The sequence below is a fragment of the Streptomyces milbemycinicus genome (genome assembly GCF_002154605.1).
Lineage (GTDB): Bacteria > Actinomycetota > Actinomycetes > Streptomycetales > Streptomycetaceae > Streptomyces > Streptomyces milbemycinicus.
Map to the genome: position 1 here is coordinate 1 of NZ_MUNE01000086.1, position 23,845 is coordinate 23,845.

Genomic DNA, 23,845 nt, shown 5'->3' on the forward strand with positions numbered 1-23,845 from the left:
GCCGCCGGCGGCACCATCGGCTACGTCCGCGTCGCCTTCACCGAGGACGACTGGTCAGCGGTCCCGGAGACCAACAAGACCTTCAGCATGGTCGCCGCGACGAAGCAGATGCACCACGAGGACGCCGCTACCCAGATCGACGAACGGATCGCCCCTCAGGACGGCGACATCGTCGTACGCAAGGTCCGCATCGGCTCGGGCTCCACCACCGACCTCCACCAGCAGTTGCGCGACCGCGGTATCGACACCCTGATCCTCGCCGGGATCAGCACGGGCGGCGTCGTCCTGTCCACGCTCATCGACGCCGCCGACCGCGACTACCGCGTCCTCGTGCTGACCGACGGTGTCGCCGACCCCGATCCCGAGATCCACCGGGTGCTGGTCGACAAGGTGTTCCCGACCCGGGCCCACCTCATCGACACCGCCCGACTGCGCGAGCTGCTCCGCTAACGGCGCACCCTCGGCATCCCCAGGCCGATCCAGGAGATGATCTCCCGCTGCACCTCGTTGTTGCCGCCGCCGAAGGTGAACACGACGCTGCTGCGGTAGCCGCGTTCGAGCTCGCCGTGGAGCACCGCGCCCGCCGACCCCTCCTTGAGCGGGCCCGCCGCGCCGACGACCTCCATCAGCCAGGCGTACGCGTCGCGGCGCGCCTCGGAGCCGTACACCTTGACCGCGGAGGCGTCCTGGGGGGTGAGCGCATCGCGCTGGAGGGCGTCCACCATCTGCCAGTTGAGCAGCTTCATGGCGTCGAGCCTGGCGTGGGTACGGGCCAGCCGTCCGCGTACCCAGCCCAGGTCGATGACGCGGCGGCCGTCGGCGAGCTTGGTGTCGGCGGCCCACTGCTGGACGCCGCGCAAAGCGCGGATGGCCATCGTGCCGTGGGCGGCGAGGGTGACCCGCTCGTAGTTGAGCTGGGTGGTGATCATCCGCCATCCCTCGTTCTCCGCGCCGACCCGGCGGGTGGCCGGCACCCGGATGCTCTCGTAGTAGCTGGCGGTGGTGTCGTGGGAGGCGAGGGTGGTGATGACGGTGCAGGAGTAGCCGGGGTCGCTGGTCGGCACGAGCAGGATGCTGATGCCCTTGTGGGGCTTGGCGTCGGGGTCGGTGCGGACCGCGAGCCAGACCCAGTCGGCGGTGTCGCCGTTGGTGGTCCAGGTCTTCTGGCCGTTGACGAGGTAGTGACCGGTCTCGGGGTCTCCCTCGCGCACGGCGCGGGTCTTGAGCGAGGCGAGGTCGGTGCCCGCGTCGGGCTCGCTGTAGCCGATGGCGAAGTCGATCTCGCCGGAGAGAATCTTCGGGAGGAAGTACTCCTTCTGCTCGTCGGTGCCGTACCGCATCAGGGTGGGCCCGACGGTGTTGAGCGCCATGAGGGGCAGCGGCACACCCGCCTGGGCTGCCTCGTCGAAGAAGATGAACTGTTCCACCGGGCCCAGCCCACGCCCGCCGTATCCCCGTGGCCAGCCCACGCCCAGCCAGCCGTCCGCGCCGAGGCGGCGGATGGTCTCGCGGTAGAACCGCTTCTGCCCCGCTGGGTCGGCGTAGCGGGCATAGGCGTCGTCGGGGACCAGCTCGGTGAAGTACGCGCGCAGTTCGTTGCGCAGTTCCCGCTGCTCGGGGGTGTAGTCGAGGTGCACGGCCCCTCCTGGAGTCTCGCGTCCGCCGCGTAGGCGCCTGGAATCGAGGGGCACGGTAGAACGTGTTCCAACAATACGGAAGGGCCGCGGGCCCGGACGCCGCATCCGCCGAGGCGGCGTCCGGGCCCGCGTATCCCGGCCGAACGGGCAGCGGGCTGCGGGCGGTCAGACCGCTCGCAGCCAACCGTCGATCAGCGCGGGATGGTCGGTGGTGACCGCGTCGGCGCCCAGGGCCACACAGCGCGCCAGCCGCTCCGGGTCGGCGGCCGGCCACGCGTCCACCCGCAGCCCCTGGGCGTGGCACCGCTCGACGAGACCGGCCGTCAGCTCGGGCGTGAGCTCCGGGCAGACCCAGGTGGCTTTCACTTCCGCGGCGCGCGCGGGCAGGTCCGCCGTGGGTTTGGCGGTGATCAGTCCCCGTTCCACCTGGGGCAGCAGCCGCGCGGCGTGGTCGAGCACCTCGGCGTGGAAGGAGGTGAGCACGGCGCGCGCGGGCAGTGGGGTGTGCCGGTCGAACTCGGCCAGAGCGGCCACCGCTTCGGGGGCCTTGATCTCCACCTGCACCAGGCCGGGGAAGGTGTCCAGGGCCTCACGGAGCGTGGGGATCCGCTCGCCCTGGCCGGCGTCGAGCTCCCGCAGCTCGGCCAGGGAGAGCGCGGCGACCTCGCCCGTACCGTCGGTGGTGCGGTCCACCGTGGCGTCGTGGATCACCACGAGGTGGCCGTCGCGGGACACCCGCACATCCAGCTCGACGCCCTCGGCGCCGACCCGGTGGGCGCGGCGGAAGGAGCGCAGGGTGTTCTCCGGCTCATCGGCCCTGGCGCCCCGGTGTCCGTAGACCAGGGGGCGTGGGGTGGCGGGTCGGGACGGTGTCACAGGTGCTCCTCAATGGACTGACGGTGCCGGTCCACTCCCTTGCGCAGCCTCGTGGCGACATCGGAGAACGCCTGGTGCGCGGGGGTGTTACCGGTCCAGATCTTCTGCAGCCCGGTGTAGATCTGGACATTGGCGTTGGGCACCATCATCCGCACCTGGTCGCCCTTGCGGGTGTGCGGAAGCTGCTTGACCGCGGTGGAGAAGTTGGGGTCCTCGGTGAGCAGCTTGGCCAGCGCGGGGGACTTGGTGGCGGCCGGGACCACGGGCATATAGCCGGTCTGGACCGTCCACTGGGCCGCGTTCTCCGGCCGCGCCAGGAAGCGTACGAACTCCGCCGCGGCCTGTTTGCGCTCCTTGGGCACCCGCTTGAACATACCGAGCCCGCCGCCGCCCGTGGTCACCCCGAACTCCTTGTGGCGGGGCAGGAATCCGGTGCCGAGCTCCCAGCCGCCCGCCTTGGCCATCTCGGAGATCTTCTTCAGCCCACCGGTGGAGGTGATCAGGGTGGCGATCAGCTGGTTGCCCATGTCCCCGGCGGGGTCGGTGGACATATAGGCGATGCGGTCCTTGTGGACCAGTTTGCGCTGCCACTCCCCGGCCGCGACGGCGGCCTCGTGGTCGATGGTGACGTCCAGGCCGTTGGAGTACGCGCCGCCCCACTGCCAGGCGGTGCACTGGAACTGCCAGTCCCCGTCGATCTTCTGATACGCCTCCATGGCGACCGGCTTGCCCTGGGTCTTCAGCCGGGTGATCTCCTTGGCCCAGCCGTACATCTCCCCCCAGGTCTCGGGCGCCCGGTCGGGCACCCCGGCCTTCTCGAAGAGGGTGCGGTTGAAATAGAAGAGCGGGGTGGAGCGGGCCAGCGGCAGCCACCAGTGGTGGCCCTTGACCCGCCCCTCCCCCAGCAGCCTCGCGTTGTAGGTGGCGCGCAGCTCTCCGGGGTCGATGTAGTCGTCCCAGGGCTCGAGCGCGTCCCCGAAGTAGAAGCGGTACCACTTCACATCGGACAGCACACACAGATCGGGCGCCTGGCCGGCGAGCAGCCCGACGACCGCCTTCTGGGCGCATTCGTCGTACGTGCCCTGGAACTGGACCTCCACATAGATGTCGCGCTGCTCGCGGTTGAACTTGTCGGCGAGATCCTGGAGGGCGCGGCCGGGTACGTCCGCGAAGGTGGACCACAGCACGGTGCGGGTGCGCCCGGCGTAGCGGTCGGGGACCGATCCGCCCGGCTGGTCGACCGGTCCGGTGGTGGTGCCGCAGGCGCTCAGCAGCGCGGCGGCCGTGGGCGCCCCGGCCGCGAGGGCGAGAAAGCGCCGGCGGCTGGGGAGGCTCTGGCTCACTTCCCGGCTCCCTGGGTCAGCCCGGCGATGATGTAGCGCTGGGCGATGAAGAAGACGATGAGCACCGGCAGGATCACCATCACCGTGCCGGCCAGGATGGCGCCCCAGTTGGCGTAGGTCTCCTGGTCCCGCAGGAAGAGGAGGCCGACCGGGAGGGTGCGCATATCGGCGCTGCTGGTCACGATCAGCGGCCAGATGAAGTCGTTCCACTTGGTCACCATGATCACGATGGCGACGGTGATCACCATGGGCCGTGACATGGGCAGTACGACGCGGAAGAGGGTGCGCAGATGGCCCGCCCCGTCGATCCGGGCCGCGTCCATGACCTCCTTGGGGAGCGTCAGCATGTGCTGCCGCAGCAGGAACGTGCCGAAGACCGAGCCCAGGCCCGGGGCGATCAGGCCGGCCCAGGTGTTGACCCAGCCGAGCTGGGCGATGGTCAGGAAGTTCGGCAGGAGGGTGACATGGCCGGGGACCATCATGGCGCCCAGCAGGAAGAGGAACAGCCACTTCTTGCCGGGAAAGGGCAGGAAGACGAAGGCGTAGGCGCACAGCAGCGCGGAACACAGCTCGATGGCGGTGCCGACGACCGAGACCACGAGGGAGTTGAGGAAGAACCGGTCGAAGGGGGCGGCGTTCCAGGCGTCGGAAAAGTTGCTCCAGCGCAGGTCGGTGGGGACCCAGTGGGGCGGATAGGCGTAGATCTGGGGGTTGGTCTTCAGCGCCGATGAGGCCAGCCAGTACAGCGGGCCGGCCGCGATGAGCGCGACCAGGACGAGGAGCGCGTACAGGCCGAGGCGCCGGGCCCGGCCGCCGGGGCGGCGGGAGGGCGCCGCCGGGTCGAGGGCCGTCACTGGTAGTGCACCTTTCGCTCGAGGTAGCGCGCCTGTCCCGCGGTGATCAGCAGAAGCACGGCGAACATGATCATCGCGCCGGCGGCGGCGCGCCCCGCGTCGAAGGCGCGGAACCCCTGGTCGTAGATGAACCAGCTGAGGATGGAGGTGGAGGTGCCCGGGCCGCCGCCGGTCATCACGGCCAGTACGTCGAACGCCTGGAAGGTGCTGATGGTGCAGGTCACCAGGAGGAAGAAGGTGACCGGCGAGAGCAGCGGGAGAGTGATCCGGCGCAGCCGCGTCCAGGGGCCCGCGCCGTCCAGCGCGGCGGCCTCGTACACCTCCCTGGGCAGGCCCTGGAGGCCGGCCAGATAGACCACGGCGACGAATCCGGCGTTCTTCCAGAGGTAGACCACGATCAGGCCGGTCAGCGCCCATTTGGAGTCGGTCATCATCGCCGGGGCGGTCAGTCCGAGCGGGGCCATCAGCGGGCGTATCAGCCCGTAGTTGGGGTCGAACACGAACAGCCACAGGGTGCCGACGGCGGCCCCGGAGAGCACATACGGGGCGAACGTCAGCGTCCGCACGACGTTCCGGCCGCGCAGCTTCTGGTTCAGGAGCAGCGCGGTGGCAAGACCCAGGACGATGCCGCCGGCCACGATGCCGACGACGAAGACGACGGTGGTCCACAAGGTGGCGCGGAAGTCGGGGTCGGTGAGGAGATCGGTGTAGTTGCCGAGCCCGACGAAGTCCTTGGCCGGGGAGATCATGTCCCAGTCGGTCAGGCTGAGATAGCCGTTGTAGACCACCGGCCAGTAGGCGAAGAGCAGCAGGAACAAGAAGTTCGGGGCGGCGAACGCGGCGAAGAGCAGATAGTCGCGCCGTCTGCGCCTGGCGCGCAGACGGCGGCCGGCGTCGTCGATGGCAGACAAGGGGAGTTGATCCTTCCGAACTGCGCCCCGAGGACACCCCCTGGGACGTGCTGGTGACAGCCCCAAGGGATACCAACAGAGTTGATGAGAAGGAAACACCTTGTCGTGTTACAACTTGGCCTACTTCACACGCACAGCTGGCTTTTTCTCACTCCTTCCGTGAACAGGCACGGGAACACGCGCCTCGTCTAGCCGCGCCGGGTGGTCCGCACCACCTCGCCCGGGCGCCAGGTCTGCAGCACCAGGTCGGAGCCCTCCACGGCGGTGCGCACCACCTCCGTCACCTCAACACGGAAGAGGTGGAACGGCTCCGGCGGGTGGACCTCCGCGGCGAAGCGGGCGAGCAGCTGCGGATCGGTCACCTCCACGGCGCGCCCACTGACCCGTACGTCGCCGCCGTCCATCCCGGTGTCGGGGCCGGGGTTGGCGTGGATCGCGAAGCGCGCATCGCGCCGCAGGTCCAGGGCCTTGCGCGAGTCCGGCATCATGCCCAGCCACATCTCGCCGAAGCGGAAGTCCACTTCGAGACCGGTCACCCGCGGGCTGCCGTCCTGGCGCAGGGTGGCGAGCACATGGTGCCGATAGCGCTGGAACCGCTCCCGCACCACGGCGGAGAACGCGGGCTCCGCCGCCTCGAACCCACCCCAACTGGTCGTCGTCGCACTCATCATGGCGCCCATGGTTCCGGGACTACCGGACACCTTCTGTCGGGATTGGAGCTCACGCGCCTGATCCGGGGGCAGATGGGCGGTCCAGTCCGTCCCGGGCAGCCGGTACGCCACCCAGGTCTGCGCATAGGCCGGGGGGCGCGGCTGGGAGCGGTGGGTGAGCACGGCGGTGGGTTCCCGGGCGGACCGCAGCACCAGCGCCGCGGGCGTGATGGACCGGTTGTTCCCGCTGGTCTGGGCGGAGGCGCAGCCCGCGTGGTACGCGATGGGCAGGGCGTGGTCGCCGGCGACCAGGCACGGCGACCGCAGCCCCAGCCGGTGCAGCGCGGCCGCTGCCGTCCGGTAGCTTCCGTTGACCTTCTCCGACTGGGCCGCCGAACGGCCGAGCACCACGTGCTGGGAGGCCAGTTGGAGGGTGACGACCACACCGAGCGCGACCGCCACGGGCTGCGGGGAGCGCACGCCCTGGACGGTACGGAGCAGCAGCTCGGCCATGGGGAGCGCGAGCAGCGCGTAGGAGGGCATCAGGAAGCGCGGCGCGAAGTAGCCGATGAGCAGCAGATACGGGAGGGCGAGCGAGGCGGCGCAGACGATCGGCAGGATGGTCAGCGCGAGCGGGTGGCCGTGGTGCGGGGCGCCCGGGCGGGCCACGCGCTCCCGGCGGTCGCGGCGGTCCCGTACGGCGACGACGACCGCGGCGGCGGTCAGCAGCGGCAGCGCCAGCCACCACACGGTCAGCTCCGGGTGGCGCAGCGGCACCTCGCACGGACGGCACAGCTGCGGCCCGTTCAGACTGCGCAGCGCCGCCCCGACGTTGAAGTGCAGCCCCATGCCGCCCTCGACATCACTGGAAACCTTCAGCCGCTCCAGGACGCCGCCGAAGCGGGCGTACGCCTCGCCCACCCACTGCGCGGCGCCCAGTGTGAGACCGCCGAGCAGCGCGGGCAGGGCCGGCCGCCAGGCCCGGATGGCCACGGCCGCGACCAGCAGCGGCAGGGCCAGCCAGCCCCCGTCGGGGGTCCGTACGAGGGTGACGCCCGCGATGACGGCGGCCAGCCACCAGCGCGCGTTCCGCTCGGCGGGGGCGCGCAGAAACCAGCCGACGGCGGCCACCGCGCCGATCGCCACCCACAGGTTCGGCATCACCGTGGGTCCGCTGATCTGGGTGATCCACAACCCGGCGAACAGGAGTGCGGCCAGGGCGACCGTGCCGCGGCCCAGCATCCGGCGCCACACCCGGAAGGCCGCGTACAGGGCGGCGGCCGAGAGCACCGCGAGGAGTACCCGCAGCACCGGAATGGAGGAGGTCACGGAGACGACCGGGGCGACCAGCATGCTGATACCGCGGGAGCGCGGGGCGCTGAAGTACGCGGCCGGGTGGCGCGGGTCGACCTGGGAGACGTACACGGACTCGTCCCAGCCCAGGGCGTGCGCGGTATGCGGGATGACCACGAGGAGCTGGACGAGGGCGTAACCGGCGGCCACCAGCGCGAGCCAGGGCGCGGGGCGGCGATGGCGCGCCGGCTCGAAGGGCTGCGGGCGCGGGCGCGGGGTGGCGGCGGCCGGGGCGACAGTATTCTCCATGCGCGAACCATATGATGGTTTTGTACCTTTTTCTCCGCATTGATCCATTCAGCTCAGCACTCAAGGGGTGCCATGGGCGCCGGAGATCCGTAGGATTTTCATCCCGCGTACAGCTCCACCCGTACAGCTCCACCCGGCGGAGAACGGACACGCATATGAAGATGCTGATCAACGTTGCCGAGACCGTGGTCGCCGACGCCCTGCGCGGAATGGCCGCCGCGCATCCCGAGTTGATGGTGGACATCGAGAACCGGGTGATCGTCCGGCGGGACGCCCCGGTCGCCGGCAAGGTGGGGCTGGTCTCCGGCGGCGGATCGGGGCATGAGCCGCTGCACGGGGGGTTCGTCGGGCCCGGAATGCTGGACGCGGCGTGCCCCGGTGAGGTCTTCACCTCCCCCGTGCCCGATCAGATGGTGCGGGCCGCGGCCGCCGTGGACAGCGGCAAGGGGGTCCTGTTCATCGTCAAGAACTACACCGGCGACGTCCTCAACTTCGACATGGCGGCCGAGCTCGCCGAGGACGAGGGCGTACAGATCGCCAAGGTCCTGGTCAACGATGACGTCGCGGTGACCGACAGCCTCTACACGGCCGGGCGGCGCGGCACCGGGGCGACGCTGTTCGTGGAGAAGATCGCCAGCGCGGCGGCCGAGGAGGGCGCGCCGCTGGACCGGGTGGCGGCGCTCGCCCGGCAGGTCAACGAGTCGTCGCGGAGCTTCGGCGTCGCCCTCAGCGCCTGCACCACCCCCGCCAAGGGCGGCCCGACCTTCGACCTCCCGGCCGGGGAGCTGGAGTTGGGCGTCGGCATCCACGGCGAGCCCGGGCGCGAGCGGCGGGCCATGATGACCTCCCACGAGATCGCCGACTTCGCGGTGGACGCGGTGCTGGAGGAGCTGCGGACCGACAACCCGGTCCTCGTCCTCGTCAACGGCATGGGGGCCACGCCGCTGCTGGAGCTGTACGGCTTCGCCGCCGAGGTGCACCGGGTGCTCGGCGAGCGCGAGGTGGTGGTGGCACATACGCTCGTCGGCAACTACGTCACCTCGCTCGACATGGCGGGCGCTTCGGTGACCCTGTGCCGGGTCGACGAGGAACTGCTGCGACTGTGGAACGCGCCGGTACGGACCGCCGGGCTGCGCTGGGGCTGCTGACCGGGACCGGCCCCCGCCACCGATACGTACGCTGTCGCCGTTTGGCCATTCGACCCAGGAGGCGCCCTGTGCCCAGCTCTGTGTCCAGCAGCGAAACCGCCGGCGAACCGGCGCTCGACGCCGCCTTCTTCCACCGCTGGCTCACCGCGGCGGCCGCGGCCATAAGCCGCGAGGCGACCCGACTGACCGACCTGGACTCGGCCATCGGCGACGCCGACCACGGCAGCAATATGCAGCGCGGCTTCACGGCCGTCACCGAAGCCCTGGAGAAGGAGCCGCCCGGTCCGCCGGGGGCCGTGCTGATCCTGGCCGGACGTCAGCTGATCTCCAAGGTGGGCGGCGCCTCGGGGCCGCTGTACGGGACGCTGCTGCGGCGCGCGGGCAAAGCGCTCGGCGACGCCGAGCAGGTCACCGTACGGCAGCTGGCCGACGCGCTGCGCACCGGCGTGGACGCGGTGGCCCAGCTCGGCGGCGCCGCACCCGGCGACAAGACGATGCTGGACGCGCTCCTTCCCGCGCTGGACGCGCTGGCCACCGACGGCGGGTCCTTCGCGGCGGCGAGCGAGGCCGCGGACAAGGGCGCGCTGGCCACCGTGCCGATGCTGGCGCGCAAGGGCCGGGCCAGCTATCTGGGCGAGCGCAGCATCGGCCATCAGGACCCAGGCGCCACCTCGTCGGCGCTGCTGTTCGCGGCCCTCGCGGAGGTGGCTTCTTCATGAGCGACGCGGAGAAACGGGTCGGCGTGGTGCTGGTGTCGCACAGCGCCGCGGTCGCCGAGTCGGTGGCGCAGCTGGCCACCGGGCTGGCCGGCGGCAGCACCGCACCGGTCACCGCCGCCGGCGGCACCCCGGACGGCGGGCTCGGCACCAGCCCGGAGCTGGTCGCCGAGGCGGCTCACGCGGTCGACCAGGGCGCGGGCGTGGCGGTCCTGGTGGACCTGGGCAGCGCCGTACTGACGGTGAAGGCGCTGCTGGCCGAGGGCGACGAGCTGCCCCCGGGCTCCCGGCTGGTGGACGCGCCGCTGGTGGAGGGCGCGGTGGCGGCGGTCGTCGCCGCCTCGGCGGGGGCGGACGTGGACGCGGTCGCCCGGGCGGCGGAGGAGGCGTACGACTACCGCAAGGTGTGATCCGGGACGGGCCCGGGGGTCTTCCGGGACGGGCCCGGTGTCTTCCGGGACGAGCCCGGGGGTCTTCGGCATGAAGATGCAATCATCGCCCGGACTGGTGACAGGGAAGGTCACCATTGGTTGAATGCGCCGAGCGCTTTCCGGCCAACCCCTGGAGCGTCCCGTGCGGATGACACGTCGTGCCCTGTTGTCGATCGTTCCGGCGGCGACCCTGTCGGCAGTGGCGCCGCCGCAGCGGGCCTGGTCCCAGGCGCCCCGGGAGGCGACGCCTGCTGAGGCCGCCGAGGACCAGGCAACGCTGATCGGCAACACCGTCGCCGTCCTCGCCGGCACCGCCGACTCCAACGCCCGCCCGGAGGTCGCCGCCAAGCTCGCCGCCATCGCCTCGACGGCCAAGGCCCGGCTGGCCGCCCTGGACGGCGCCGGGTCGGGCGAGCTGTTCCGCGGCCTTCCGCTGGGGAGCAGTGACACCAACCTGACGACGTCCTTCCAGTACCTGTACGAGATCGCTCTCGCCACCCGCACCCCCGGCGGCGCGGCCCCGGGCGGTGACACGGCCGTCCAGCGGCGGGTCATCGACGGTCTGGTCCGGCTCCACGACGACTACTACGGCGACCAGTCGAAGGGCTACTACGGCAACTGGTTCAACTGGGAGATCGGCATCTCCTCCCATCTGACCCGGACCCTCGTCCTGCTGAAGGACGAGCTCACCGCGTACCGCCCCGACCTGACCGCCATCTGCGTCGCCTCGATGGACGCCTACCTCCGCAACGGCAAAGCCGGCGACGTCGACCTCGACTCCCGCTTCCACACCGGCGCCAACCTCGCCGACATCACCACCAACCGGATCCTCCAAGGCGCCGTGCTCGGCGACGAGGCCCGTATCACCAAGGCCGTCGCCGACCAGCTGACCGTCCTCGCCACCATCGACCCGTACCACCTCAGCCACAACGTCACCGACGGCTTCTACGCCGACGGCTCCTTCATCCAGCACGCCTCCGTCGCCTACACCGGCTCCTACGGCAAGGGCCTGCTCACCCGCATGGTCCAGGCCATCAAGATCCTCGAAGGCACCGGCTACGCCCAGGGCGAGGACCGCGTCGGCGCCGTGCGGGAGTGGGTGGTGCGCGGCTTCGCGCCGCTGGTGTTCGAGGGCTGGATGATGGAGATCGTCAAGGGCCGCGGGGTGTCCCGCGCCACCACCACGGGATACACCGATGTCGCGGAGGTCGTCGAGGCCGTCGTCGACCTGTCCGGCTACGCGGCCGGGGCCGACGCCACCGCCCTCAAGGGCTACGTCAAGTTCGTACGGCAGAACTCCCGGGCCACCCTCGACCCGGCGCGCTTCCTGTCCCCCGTCAGTGTCGCCCGCTACGCCGACATCCTCGCCGACACCGGGATCCCCGCGAAGGACCTCAACCCGGCCGAGCGCCACGTCGCGTTCAACGCGATGGACAAGACCGTCCACCGGCGCCCCGGCTACGCCTTCGCGCTGGCCCGGAGCTCACCGAGGATCAGCAAGTACGAGTACATGAACGGCGAGAACCTGATGCCCTGGTTCCAGGGCGACGGGGCGCACTACCTCTATCTCTCCGGCCAGGACCAGACCCTGGCCTTCGGCGTCGACTACTTCACCGCCGTCTCGCCCTACCGCCTGGCCGGCGTCACCGCCCCGGTGGAGACCCGCCGTACGGTCCCCGAGCTCTACGGCGGGCTGTGGTACGACAACCCGGAGCGTGGCTTCACCTCCTCCTCCGAGTCGCAGAACACCTACGTCTACTTCCCCCGCGGCGCGGGCGGACTCTCCGGCGGCGCCTGCCTCGGCGCGTACGGCGCGGCCGGGCTCGTCCAGGCCGACGATGTCGCGTACGCCGCCCAGCAGGCCGGTACCCTGCCCGATGACTTCGTCGCCTACCGCAACGCCCGCGCCACCAAGTCGTGGTTCATGCTCGACGACGAGATCGTCGTCCTCGCCGCGGGGGTGGGCGACCCGGCGGGGCGCGCGGTGACAACAACCATCGACAGCCGCGTCAGCCGCGTCAGCCGCGTCAGCCGCGTCAGCCGTGTCAGCCGTGTCAGCCGTGTCGCCCAGCCGACGGACACCGTCACCCTCACCGGCCGGCTGCGCGACGGCACGCCCTGGTCGGGCACCGGGACCGCCCCGCTGGCCTGGCTGCGCTACGCCGACGCCGACCAGGACACCGCGGTCGGCTATGTGTTCCTGGACGGGCGGCGGCCCACCGTGGCGCTCGAGACGGTCACCCGCAGCCGCCGCGCCGTCCGCGTGTCCAACCCCGACACCATGGTGACCAAGCAGGTCTTCTCCGTCTCCGTCGAACAGCCGGCCGGCGCACCGCTCACCTCGATGGCCTACGCCCTCGTCCCGAACGCTTCCGAGCGGCAGCTGATGGCGTACGCCGGCGGGCCGGTGTCCGTGCTGGCCAACACCGCGCGCGTCCAGGCGGTGCGGCACAAGGGCCTCGGCCTGATCGCCGTCAATGCCTTCGCCCCCGGCCACCACCACGCCGGACACGTGTCGGTCGACGGCCCCGCGTCGGTGATCCTCCGTGAGGGGGGCGACGGGACCGTATCGGTGGCGGTGGCCGACCCGACGACCGAGCGTGACACGGTCTCGGTCGTCATCCGGGGCCGTGCCCTGCGGGCCGGCTCGGCGGACGAGGGCGTACGGGTCGACCGCGTCCCCGGCGGCACCCGGATCCGCGTCGCCACCCGCCACGCCTACGGACGGAGCTTCACGGCGACGCTGCGCGGACGCCGACGGGCCGAAGGCTAGCCCGACGGGTAGCCAAGGGGCCGACGGGTAGCCAACGGGCCCAAGAACAAGGGCTCCTCACCCGGTCGGTGGAGGAAATCGAGGAACACCGGGCCGCCGAACATTACTGTCGTGTCATCGCGATCGAGTCCGAGCGGCAACCAGTGACCGGTGGTCATCGAAACTTCCTCAAGGAGCTCGAATGGCTGAGAAGTCCGCTGAAGTCTTGATATCGGAGCCGGACGAACCCGCGATCGGCGGACGCGTCGGTGTCGAACCGGCGGGGACGGACATCGAGAGGAAACTGGCCGAAGTACTGGCCGAGGTCATATCCGCAGAACGCGTTTCGACCGCCGACCACTTCTTCACCGATCTCGGCGCGAACTCCTTGGTCATGGCCCAGTTCTGCGCACGGGTCAGAAAGAGACCGGAGCTGCCGTCCGTGTCGATGAAGGACATCTATCGACACCCCACGATCCAGAGCCTGGCGGCGGCCGTCGCGGGCACCACCGCTACCGCCACCGCTGTCGATTCACCGGCACCTACGCAGGTGGTACCGCCGACGCGGAAGGCATCGGCGCGCACGCTGGATTATGTGCTGTGCGGAACCCTCCAGTTGCTGGTTTTCCTGGGCTATTCCACCGTCACCGGGCTCGTCGCGGCCCGAGGCTATGAATGGGTCGCCGACGGCTCGGGGCTGGTCGGCACCTATCTTCGGTCGGTTCTGTTCGGCGGCATCGGCTTCGTCGTTCTGTGCAGCTTCCCGATCGCGGCCAAATGGATCCTCATCGGCCGCTGGAAGAGCCGCGAATTCCCGGTCTGGGGTCTGACCTATGTGCGCTTTTGGATCGTCAAAGCGCTGCTCCACGCCAATCCGATGCACTTCTTCATCGGCAATCCGCTGTATGTGCTGTACCTGCGGGCGCTCGGCGCGCGGATCGGCAAGGGAGTCACCATCCTCTCCCACTCCATCCCCGTCTGCACCGATCTGCTCACGGTCGGCGCCGGCACGGTGATCCGCAAGGACTCGTTCTTCCTCTGCTACCGGGCGCACGCCGGACACATCCAGACGGGCCGGGTCACTCTCGGACGGGATGTGTTCATCGGTGAGAAGACCGTGCTCGACATCGACACCTCGATGGGCGATGGAGCGCAGCTCGGCCACTCATCCGCCCTCTACCGCGGCCAGGCGGTCCCCGACGGCGAGCGCCGCCATGGGTCACCGGCACAGCCGACTCAGATCGACCATGTGCGGGTCGGGCCGGCCCGGTGCGGTACGTCGCGCCGGTTCCGCTTCGGCCTCGGCACCCTGCTTCAGCTGTTCCTTCTGTATCTACCGCTGACCGTCGGTGGCGTATACATGCTGTTCCAGGCGATTCCGGCGCTCGGCGAGCGAGCGGATGCGGGCAGGGCCGGACTCGCCTCGTCGGATTTCCTCATCGACGCGCTCCTCATGTCCTCCGTGCTGTTCTTCGGCTTCGTCGTCGTGGGCCTCGTCGTCGTATGCGCCGTTCCGCGCCTGCTGAATCTGTTCATCAAGCCCGACAAGGTCTACCCGCTCTACGGATTCCACTATGCGGCGCACCGGGCGATAGCCGGCATGACGAACCTCAAGTTCTTCACGTGGCTGTTCGGCGACAGCTCCTATATCGTCCACTATCTGCGCGGCCTCGGATACGACTTGTCCCGGGTCGAGCAGACGGGGTCCAACTTCGGCACCGAGGTGCGGCACGAGACCCCGTATCTGGCCTCCGTAGGCAGCGGAACCATGGTGGCCGACGGCCTCTCCCTCCTCAACGCGGAATTCTCGAGCACATCCTTCCGGGTGTCCCGAGCGTCGATCGGCGCGCATAACTTCCTCGGCAACAACATCGCCTATCCCGCCGGAGCCAGGACGGGTGACAACTGCCTGCTCGCGACAAAGGTCATGGTCCCCCTCGACGGTGAGCTCCGCGAAGGGGTGGGACTGCTCGGCTCGCCCTGTTTCGAGATTCCCCGGTCGGTGGAGCGCGACTCCCGATTCGACCACCTCAGGGGCGGGGAGGAACTGCGCCGCAGCCTCGCCGCGAAGAACCGCTACAACGCCCGCTCCATGGTTTTCTTCCTGCTCGTACGGTGGCTGCACGCCTTTGTGCTCACGGCACTCGGTCTCGCCTCGATCTGCCTCTACGGTGAGCTCGGGCATGTGGTGATCGCCGGGTATCTGGCTCTCACGCTCGCGTTCACCGCCCTCTACTTCACTCTGGTGGAGCGCGGTGTGGCGGCGTTCCGCGCGCTGCGCCCGCGGCTGTGCTCCATCTACGACCCGTACTTCTGGTGGCACGAACGGCTGTGGAAGGTGCCGGACGAACACCTCGACCTGTTCAACGGAACCCCCTTCAAGAATGTGATCTGGCGGCTGTTGGGGGTGCGCCTCGGCAGCAGGGTCTTCGACGACGGCTGCTATATGACCGAGCGGACGCTCACGGCCGTCGGGGACGACTGCACCCTGAACATCGGGAGCAAGATCCAGTGCCACTCGCAGGAGGACGGCACCTTCAAGTCCGACCGCACCACCCTCGGTGCCGACTGCACCCTCGGGGTCGGCACCCATGTGCACTACGGCGTGACGTTGGGCGACGGCGTCGTGCTGGCACCCGATTCCTTCCTCATGAAGGGCGAGGAAGTCCCCCCGAACGCACAGTGGGGAGGAAACCCCGCCGCGGAGATGCCGGTGGCGAACCACGCCGGATCCACGGCGATGTGAGGAAGAGGGGCAGGGGGGCCATTCGATGGGAGCACGCGTGGAAGCGGATCAGGAGTGTGTGAGCGGTGTGCCGACCGCTGGTGGATTCCCCGTGGTTCCGCGGTGGACCCGGGAGCCGGTGGCGGATGTGGCCGAGTACGAGGTGCCGGTGCCGGGTGATGTGGTGGAGGGGGTGCGTGAACTGGCAAGGGAGCTGGGGGTACCGGTGAGCGCGGTGCTGTTGGCCGCGCACGCCAAGGTGCTGTCCGTGCTGTCGGGTGAGCAGGAAGTGGTGACGGGCTATGCCACCGACGCGACGGACCCTCCGCTGCTGTGCCGGCTGACCGTCGCACCCGAGTCATGGCGCGCGCTGGTGTTGAGCGTTCATCACGCCGCGGCCGAGCCGGCGGCGCACGGGGAGTTTGCGGCCGGTGAGCCGCGGCGGGAGCCGGAGGCGGCGGGTTACGAGGTCGTGTTCGACCCGGCGGGCGCCGAGCGCGGGCTGGGCGACGGCGTGGTGCTGGGCGACGGCGTGGTGCTGGGGGTGGGCTGGTGTTGGTGTGATCGGGGCGGGCGGCTGGTGGTGCGGCTGCGGTATCGCACCGAGGTGATCGACGGCGAATGCGCGGCCCGCATCGGCGGCTACCACCTGGCCGCGCTGGGCTTGATGGCGGCGGATGCGGAGGCTGAGCACGCGCGGCAGAGTCTGCTGTCGGCCCAGGAGGTGCGCCATCAGCTCGAAGGGCTTGCCGGGCCGCGCCGGATGCTGCCGCAGGGGCGCGCGCATGAGCTGTTCGAACAGCGGGCGCGGGCGCATCCGGAGGCGGTGGCGGCGGTGCACGGCGATCGCCGGTGGACGTACGGGGAGCTGAACGCGCGCGCGAACCGGCTGGCGCGGGCGCTGCTGGCGCGGGGTCTTGGCCGGGAAGAGGTCGTGGGGGTGGTCACCGAACGCGGCCTCGACTGGCTCGCCGCGGTGTTGGCGGTGTTCAAGGCCGGGGGCGTGTATCTGCCGATCGAGCCCCACTTCCCCGCCGGTCGTATCGCGGCCACGTTGTCACGTGCGGAGTGCCGACTCGTACTCACCGAATCCGGCAGCACGCACACCCTGGATCAGGCCCTGACCACCCTGCCGGGTGTGAAGAAGGTGCTGGTCGAGGCGGCGTACGCGGAACAGCACGCCGACACCGACGTCGGGGTGAAGGTGGCGGCCGACCAGCTGGCCTACATCTACTTCACCTCCGGCTCCACCGGCGAACCGAAGGGGGCGATGTGTGAGCACGCGGGCATGCTCAACCACCTCTACGCCAAGATCGATGACCTGGGGATCGGTCAGGGGCGGGTGGTGGCGCAGACGGCCCCGCAGTGTTTCGACATCTCGCTGTGGCAGTTGCTGGCCGCGCTGCTGGTGGGCGGGCGGACGCTGCTGATCGGCCAAGAGGTGGTCGTGGACGCGGAGCGGTTCGTCGACACGCTGGTGCGTGGCCGGGCCACCGTGGTGCAGGTCGTGCCCTCCTATCTGGAGGTGGTGGTGTCGTACCTGGAACGGTATCCCCGCGAGCTGCCCGATCTGAGGTGTGTCTCGGTGACCGGTGAGGCGCTGCAGCGGGAACTGGTCCAGCGCTGGTTCGCCATCCAGCCGAGGATCAAGCTGGTCAACGCCTACGGGCTGACCGAGACCTCGGACGACACCAACCACGAGGTCATGGACGGGGTGCCGGAGCGGGTGCTGTTGGGCCGTGCGGTCAGCAACGTGCATGTCTACGTCGTCGACGAACGACTGTCGCTGGTGCCGCTGGGCGCCCCGGGGCTGATCGCGTTCTCCGGGGTGTGCGTGGGGCGGGGGTATGTCAATGACCCCGAGCGGACCCGTGAGGCATATCGGGACGATCCGCATCGGCCGGGTGAGCGGCTGTATCTGGGGGGTGACTGGGGGCGCTGGCATCCCGGTGGCAAGCTGGAGTTCCTCGGCCGTCGGGACAACCAGGTCAAGATCCGTGGCTTCCGTATCGAGATCGGCGAGATCGAGAACACTCTGCTGCGGGCGCCCGGGATACGGAACGCCGCCGTGGTCATCGCCGAGCGGCCGGACCACAGCACACATCTGATCGCCTTCTACAGCGGCCGGCGGCAGGAGGCGGACGTACTGCGCGAGGCGCTGGGCGCCGTACTGCCCGCCTATATGGTCCCCGCGGCCTTTCACTGGCAGCGCGATCTGCCTCTGACCGCCAACAGCAAGATCGACCGGAAAGCCCTGACCGCGCTGGCCGGACAGGCCCCGTCGGCCGAACAGACCACGCCCGCGAGGACGGGCGAGGTCGCCGGAGCGCAGCACCACGCCCCGCGCACCCCGACCGAGCGGAGGCTCGCGGCTGCCTGGGCCGAGCTGCTGGGCGTTCCCCGGCACCGGATCGGCCGGCAGGACCACTTCTTCGACTCCGGCGGCACCTCGCTGTCGGCCGTGAAACTCACCATCGCCCTGGGCCGCGCGGTGTCCCTCAAGGACATCACACGCCACCCGGTGCTCGCCGACCTCGCCGCACTCCTCGACGGCACGTCCCGGCCGCGCCCTGGGCTGCTCCAGCCCCTGTCGGACCGGCCGCCGGCGGATTCGGCCGGTGTCCCGGAGTGCGCCCTGGTGTGCTTCCCCTACGCGGGCGGCAACGCGGTGAACTTCCGTCCGATGGCCGACGCCCTGGCGGGCCGCGGGCCCGCGGTGTACGGCGTAGATCTGCCCGGTCACGATCTGGCCGCCGAGGGCGAGCCGTTCGCACCGATGGCGCGGGTGGTGGAGCAGGTCATCGCCGAGATCACCGGGCTCGGCCTGAGCAGGGTCATGCTGTGGGGCCACTCCTCGGGCGCCGCGCCGGCCGTGGAGACGGCGAGGAAACTACGGGAGTACGGGGTGGATGTCCGCCACGTGTTCCTCGGTGCGCAGTTGCTCGGTACGGCCACCGACCGGAGCGCCGCCATCGGCGAGTTGACGAAACAGACGGACGCCGAGATCGCCGCGCAGCTGAGCGCGCACGGCGGCTACACCGAACTCGCCGAGCTGAACGAGCGACACGCCGAGCGCATCGGTGCCGCCTACCGGCACGACTGCGTGGCCGCACACCGCTATTTCACCGACGCCCTGGAGACCCCGCCGACAGCGAAGCTCTCCGCGCCGGTCACCGTCGTCATCGCCGCCGACGACCCGAGCACGGCAGGCTACCGCGACCGCTATCGCGACTGGCGGCTCCTCGCCGAGCGGGTGGAGCTGCGCGAACTCGCCGACGGCGGCCACTACTTCCCGCGTACCCGTCCGCTCGAGGTGGCACAGGCCGTCCTGAGCGCCGCCGAATCGCCGACCTCGGCGGAATCGCCGGCCTCGGCAGAGTCGCCGGCCCCCTCCTGAGGCTCCTCCCCGAGCCTTCTGAGTGGCGATCGAAAGGAACCGAGATGTCGTCCACATCCCTGGAACCGCTCTCCGCAGTGCAGCTACGACCGGGCAGACCTCCGATTCTGCACGTCGAGTCCCCCGAGTGCGCATCGACTTGGGCGGCCGAGCACCGCGAGGCGCTGCGCGCGCAGGTCACCGAACACGGTGTGGTTCTCGTCCGCGGCCTGGGGCTGCGCGAGGCGGATCAGGTCGGGGCCGTGTTCGCGGGGCTGGCCGGTGAACTGATGGCGGAGCGGGAGGCTTTCGCCCCCCGGCAGATCCACGGCCCCGGGCTGTACTCCTCCACCGCCTGGCCGACCAACCAGCCGATGTGTATGCACCATGAACTGAGCTACACGCTGGAGTGCCCCGGTCTGATGCTGTTCGCGTGTCTGGAAGCGCCCAGCGAGGGCGGGGCGACCGCGGTGGCCGACGCGGAGCGTGTGCTCCAGGCGCTGCCCGCCACGCTGAGCGAGCGGTTCGAGCGGGAGGGCTGGCTGCTCACCCGCAGCTACAACGACGAGATCGGGGCGTCCGTGGCGGAGTCGTTCGGCACCGACGACCCCGCCGCCATCGAGCGCTACTGCCGCGCCCACGCCATCGACTTCGCCTGGCAACCCGACGGCTCCCTGCGCACCCGCCAGCTCCGCGGCGCCGTGGTGCGGCATCCGCTCACCGGCCGGCGCTGCTGGTTCAACCAGATCGCCTTCCTCAACGAGTGGACACTGGCCCCGGAGGTACGCGAGTACCTGGTGGACGTCTACGGAGAGGACGGGCTGCCGTTCAACACCCGCTTCGCCGACTCCACCCCGATCGGCGAGGACATCATCCAGCTGATCAACTCCACCTACGAGACCCACACCGCGCGCGAGCCCTGGCAGGCCGGCGATCTGATGCTGGTGGACAACATCCGCACCGCGCACAGCAGAGAGGCATTCACCGGGGAGCGCCAGGTGCTGGTCGCCATGGCCGAGCCCCAGCGCCTGGCCGACAGCCGCCCGACCGTGGAGGTGGCCCGGTCATGAACCCCCTGCTGTCCCCCGCCCCACAACCCGCCACCTCCCACCCGGTCCCGGCGCCGACCTTCGCCGTGATCTCCGGTGAGCAGGTGCAGCGGGCACTGGAGGGGCGCGAGAAACACCTCGTGGAGCTGGTCGAGGCCGGCTACCGGCTGCATGGCGCCGGGGACTCGGTCAACCCCCCGTCGTACTTCCTGCGCTTCCCCGACCGCCCCACGGCCCGGATCACCGCGCTGCCTGCCTCCGTCGGCGGGCCGGTGCACGTGGACGGGCTGAAATGGATCTCCAGCTTCCCGGCCAATGTGGCAGCCGGTCTGCCCCGGGCCTCCGCGGTCCTGATCCTCAACGACCATGACACCGGCTACCCCTTCGCCTGCCTGGAGAGCTCGATCATCAGCGCCACCAGAACCGCGGCGTCCGCAGCGCTGGCGGCCGACTGGCTCAGCCGCTCCAGGCCCCGCCCCACCCGGATCGGATTCGTCGGCACGGGCCTGATCGCCCGCTACATCCACACCTTCCTGACCGGCACCGGCTGGACATTCGACACCATCGGCGTGCACGACATGTCCGCCGACAGCGCCACGGGCTTCCACGGCTATCTGCGGCGGGTCGGCGCCCACGGACACTCCGGGCAGGTCACGATCCACGACAGCGCCGAGGAACTGGTGCGCTCCAGCGATCTGGTGGTCTTCGCCACCATCGCCGACCGACCGCATATCACCGACCCGGGCTGGTTCACCCACCACCCGCTGGTCCTGCATGTGTCCCTGCGCGACCTCGCCCCCGAGATCCTGCTCGCCTCGGTCAATATCGTCGACGACGTGGAGCACTGCCTGAAGGCCGACACCTCCCCGCATTTGGCCGAGCAGCTCACCGGCCACCGCGACTTTCTGTACGGCACCCTCGACGACGTCATGACCGGGCGGGTGACCCCGCCGGCCGACCGGCCGGTGATCTTCTCGCCCTTCGGACTCGGCGCCCTCGACCTCGCCGTCGGCAAATACGTCTACGACGAAGTGGTCCGCTCCGGACAGCTCCACCTCATCGACGACTTCTTCCACGACCTGCGCCGGTACGGCTGACCGTCCCATCCCTCAGCTCAGGCATCAGGAGGCCAGCGTGCCCGTCATATCCGCACCCCATGCCTTCAACGAGAGCCGGCTCTATGTCGACCTCCGGTCGATCTTCGGGCGCTCCCTCTATCTGAAGTGCGAGGGTTTCAACTTCGCCGGCTCGATCAAGTTGAAGGCCGCGGTCGAGATGGTGGAGACCGCCGAGCGGCATGGAGTCCTGACGCGGGATTCGATCCTGGTCGAGTCCTCGTCCGGAAATCTGGGCGTAGCGCTCAGCATGATCGCCGCCAGCAAGGGCTATCGGTTTCTGTGTGTCACGGACTCCCGTTGCAACCTGTCGGCCAGATTGCTGATGGAGGCGCTGGGCAGCGAGGTGCACATCATCGCCGACGTGGACCCCAACGGCGGCTTCCTCGGCGCCCGTATCGACTACGTACGCGCGCTGTGCGCCTCCGATGACCGGTACGTGTGGCTCAGCCAGTACACCAACCCGGGCAACTGGCGGGCGCACTACCGCAGAACCGGCCCGGAGATCGCCCGCCAGTTCCCGCGCCTGGACGTGCTGTTCATCGGCGCGGGCACCACCGGGACCCTGATGGGCTGCGCACGCTACTTCCGGGAATGGCACCGGCCGGTGCGGATCGTCGCCGTGGACAGCGCCGGATCGGTGACCTTCGGTGGCAAACCCAGCCGCCGGATGATTCCCGGCCTGGGCATGAGCATCCGCCCCCCGCTGCTCGACGAGTCCTATGTGGACGAGGTGATCCAGGTCGAGGAGGCGGACACCATCCGTGCCTGCCACCGCCTGGCCAGACGCGGGTTCCTGTTCGGCGGCTCCACCGGGACGGTGGTCAGCGGCGCGATGGACTGGTTGCGCCGGCATCGGACGCCTGGCCTCACCGCGGTGGCCATCGCCCCGGACCTCGGCGAGCGCTATCTCGACACCATCTACCAGAGCGCCTGGCTGCAGGACCTGTACGGAGATCGCATCCTCGACTCCGAGGAGGAGGTCACGGCCGACTCCCGATAGGCCGAGCTCGTACCGCATACGGCGGGCCGACGCTTCACAACGGCCCGCCGTACGCGCAGGGGGAAAGGCAGGGGGAAAGGGGGAACCGGACGCGGAGGCGGCACGCACACTCCGGCCCTGAAGTATGGTGTCCCGCCACATGTGCCACTGACCAGCGTGTTCCTACCTTGTGCGGACACGTACACGTCCCCACCGAACTTCTGGAAGTGGTGCACATGGCCTCCGCAGCATCCGCTCCCCCGACGCCCACGGCACCCGCGAACCTCCCCCGCATCGTCGCCGCGAGCCTCATCGGCACCACCATCGAGTGGTACGACTTCTTCCTGTACGGCTCCGCCGCCGCGCTCGTCTTCAACAAGGTCTTCTTCCCCGACACCGATCCACTGGTCGGCACGCTGCTCTCCTTCCTGACGTACGCGGTCGGCTTCGCCGCCCGGCCCATCGGCGCCCTGGTCTTCGGCCACTACGGCGACCGGCTCGGCCGTAAGAAGCTGCTGGTCCTGAGCCTGCTGCTGATGGGCGGGGCGACCTGTGCGATCGGCCTGCTGCCGACCCACGCCACGGTCGGCTCCGCCGCGCCCGTACTGCTGACCGCGCTGCGCCTCGTCCAGGGCTTCGCGCTCGGCGGCGAATGGGGCGGGGCGGTGCTGCTGGTGTCCGAGCACGGGGACGCGCGCCGGCGCGGCTTCTGGGCGTCCTGGCCGCAGACCGGCGCGCCCGCCGGACAGCTGCTGGCCACCGGCGTGCTGTCGGTGCTGACCGCCACGCTGTCCGACGACGCGTTCCAGTCCTGGGGCTGGCGGGTGCCGTTCCTGCTCTCGGGCGTGCTGGTGCTGATCGGCTTGTGGATTCGTCTCTCTGTCGATGAATCGCCTGTCTTCAAGGAGGCCCTGGCGCGGGCCGAGGCCCGCAAGACCGAGGCCGAGACGGCGGACGACCTGGCCGAGAAGTCGCCGCTGGTGGCCGTCCTGCGCCACCACTGGCGGGATGTGCTGGTCGCGATGGGCGCCCGGATGGCGGAGAACATCAGCTATTACGTCATCACGGCCTTCGTCCTGGTCTACGCGACCTCCGACCATGTGGGCCTCGGCAAGCAGACCGCACTCAACTCCGTGCTGATCGCCTCCGCCGTGCACTTCGCGGTGATCCCGGCCTGGGGCGCGCTGTCGGACCGTATCGGCCGCCGCCCGGTGTATCTGCTGGGGGCCGTCGGCGTGGGCGCGTGGGCCTTCCCCTTCTTCGCCCTCATCGACACCCGGGACTTCGGGGCACTCGTGCTCGCGGTCACGGTCGGACTGATCTTCCACGGCGCGATGTACGCCCCGCAGGCGGCCTTCTTCTCCGAGATGTTCGCGACCCGGATGCGCTACTCGGGCGCCTCGATCGGCGCCCAGTTCGCATCGGTCGCGGCCGGCGCGCCCGCCCCGCTGATCGCCACGGCTCTGCTGGCCGACTACGACAGCTCCGTCCCGATCGCGCTCTACGTCATCGCGGCGGCGCTGCTGACCCTGGTAGCGGTCGGCGCCGCCAAGGAGACCCGCGATCGCGACCTCGCCGGGATCGAGCCGACGCCGATCCCACGGCCGAGCGCGCCGCCCCAGGGCGCGAACGAGCCGGGCGCGGCACCGCAGGCTGCGAACGAGCCGGGCGCGGCACC

At 70.2% G+C, this 23,845-nt stretch carries 17 protein-coding genes; 11 read left to right on the top strand and 6 right to left on the bottom strand.

The window, feature by feature from the left end:
* A partial coding sequence (locus tag CCN51_RS07840; RefSeq protein WP_107425940.1) for a cysteine hydrolase family protein occupies window positions 1-450 on the top strand: 450 nt, incomplete at its 5' end.
* Here CCN51_RS07840 and CCN51_RS07845 read toward each other — a convergent pair.
* The 6 genes from CCN51_RS07845 to CCN51_RS07870 form a co-directional block, all read right to left on the bottom strand.
* Window positions 447-1,637 carry an acyl-CoA dehydrogenase family protein gene (locus CCN51_RS07845; RefSeq protein ID WP_014173703.1) on the bottom strand — a complete coding sequence of 397 codons (1,191 nt, stop codon included), beginning with the start codon at window positions 1,635-1,637 and terminating at the stop codon, window positions 447-449. The genes CCN51_RS07840 and CCN51_RS07845 overlap by 4 nt on opposite strands.
* Window positions 1,638-1,802: 165 nt before the next feature.
* Window positions 1,803-2,513 carry a glycerophosphodiester phosphodiesterase gene (locus CCN51_RS07850; RefSeq protein ID WP_014173704.1) on the bottom strand — a complete coding sequence of 237 codons (711 nt, stop codon included), beginning with the start codon at window positions 2,511-2,513 and terminating at the stop codon, window positions 1,803-1,805.
* On the bottom strand, window positions 2,510-3,856 hold the full coding sequence (locus CCN51_RS07855; RefSeq protein ID WP_014173705.1) for an ABC transporter substrate-binding protein: 1,347 nt from the start codon (window positions 3,854-3,856) through the stop codon (window positions 2,510-2,512). Before CCN51_RS07855 ends, CCN51_RS07850 begins: the two co-directional genes overlap by 4 nt.
* Entirely contained in the window at window positions 3,853-4,710 is an 858-nt protein-coding gene (locus tag CCN51_RS07860; protein WP_014173706.1) for a carbohydrate ABC transporter permease, read from the bottom strand. The genes CCN51_RS07855 and CCN51_RS07860 overlap by 4 nt, the downstream gene beginning before the upstream one ends.
* The gene (locus CCN51_RS07865) at window positions 4,707-5,621 is read right to left on the bottom strand and encodes a carbohydrate ABC transporter permease (RefSeq protein WP_014173707.1); all 915 of its coding nucleotides are present in this window, start codon (window positions 5,619-5,621) and stop codon (window positions 4,707-4,709) included. The genes CCN51_RS07860 and CCN51_RS07865 overlap by 4 nt, the downstream gene beginning before the upstream one ends.
* 188 nt (window positions 5,622-5,809) lie before the next feature.
* Entirely contained in the window at window positions 5,810-7,873 is a 2,064-nt protein-coding gene (locus tag CCN51_RS07870) for a pyridoxamine 5'-phosphate oxidase family protein (protein WP_014173708.1), read from the bottom strand.
* A gap of 155 nt (window positions 7,874-8,028) precedes the next feature.
* Here CCN51_RS07870 and dhaK point away from each other — a divergent pair, with 155 nt between their 5' ends.
* From dhaK to CCN51_RS07920, 10 genes are all read left to right on the top strand, one after another.
* A complete protein-coding gene (gene dhaK, locus CCN51_RS07875; RefSeq protein ID WP_014173709.1) occupies window positions 8,029-9,021 on the top strand; it encodes a dihydroxyacetone kinase subunit DhaK in 993 nt (330 codons plus the stop codon).
* Window positions 9,022-9,089: 68 nt separating this feature from the next.
* The gene (gene dhaL / locus CCN51_RS07880; protein ID WP_014173710.1) at window positions 9,090-9,740 is read left to right on the top strand and encodes a dihydroxyacetone kinase subunit DhaL; all 651 of its coding nucleotides are present in this window, start codon (window positions 9,090-9,092) and stop codon (window positions 9,738-9,740) included.
* Entirely contained in the window at window positions 9,737-10,147 is a 411-nt protein-coding gene (gene dhaM / locus CCN51_RS07885; RefSeq protein ID WP_014173711.1) for a dihydroxyacetone kinase phosphoryl donor subunit DhaM, read from the top strand. Before dhaL ends, dhaM begins: the two co-directional genes overlap by 4 nt.
* 163 nt (window positions 10,148-10,310) lie before the next feature.
* Complete coding sequence (locus CCN51_RS07890) at window positions 10,311-12,941, top strand: polysaccharide lyase family 8 super-sandwich domain-containing protein (protein WP_086859394.1); 2,631 nt, start codon at window positions 10,311-10,313, stop codon at window positions 12,939-12,941.
* A 181-nt stretch (window positions 12,942-13,122) separates the two neighbouring features.
* The gene (locus tag CCN51_RS07895) at window positions 13,123-15,666 is read left to right on the top strand and encodes a Pls/PosA family non-ribosomal peptide synthetase (protein ID WP_014173714.1); all 2,544 of its coding nucleotides are present in this window, start codon (window positions 13,123-13,125) and stop codon (window positions 15,664-15,666) included.
* A gap of 25 nt (window positions 15,667-15,691) precedes the next feature.
* Complete coding sequence (locus CCN51_RS07900) at window positions 15,692-19,042, top strand: non-ribosomal peptide synthetase (protein ID WP_055413849.1); 3,351 nt, start codon at window positions 15,692-15,694, stop codon at window positions 19,040-19,042.
* Between the two features lie 44 nt (window positions 19,043-19,086).
* Window positions 19,087-20,091, top strand: coding sequence for a TauD/TfdA family dioxygenase (locus CCN51_RS07905; RefSeq protein WP_014173716.1), 1,005 nt, complete (start codon window positions 19,087-19,089; stop codon window positions 20,089-20,091).
* Window positions 20,088-21,167 (top strand): 2,3-diaminopropionate biosynthesis protein SbnB, encoded by a 1,080-nt coding sequence (gene sbnB / locus CCN51_RS07910; protein WP_014173717.1) that lies wholly within the window; start codon window positions 20,088-20,090, stop codon window positions 21,165-21,167. The genes CCN51_RS07905 and sbnB overlap by 4 nt, the downstream gene beginning before the upstream one ends.
* Before the next feature lie 37 nt (window positions 21,168-21,204).
* Complete coding sequence (gene sbnA, locus CCN51_RS07915) at window positions 21,205-22,188, top strand: 2,3-diaminopropionate biosynthesis protein SbnA (RefSeq protein WP_014173718.1); 984 nt, start codon at window positions 21,205-21,207, stop codon at window positions 22,186-22,188.
* Between the two features lie 215 nt (window positions 22,189-22,403).
* On the top strand, window positions 22,404-23,845 hold a 1,442-nt coding region (locus CCN51_RS07920; protein WP_245881586.1), incomplete at its 3' end, for an MFS transporter.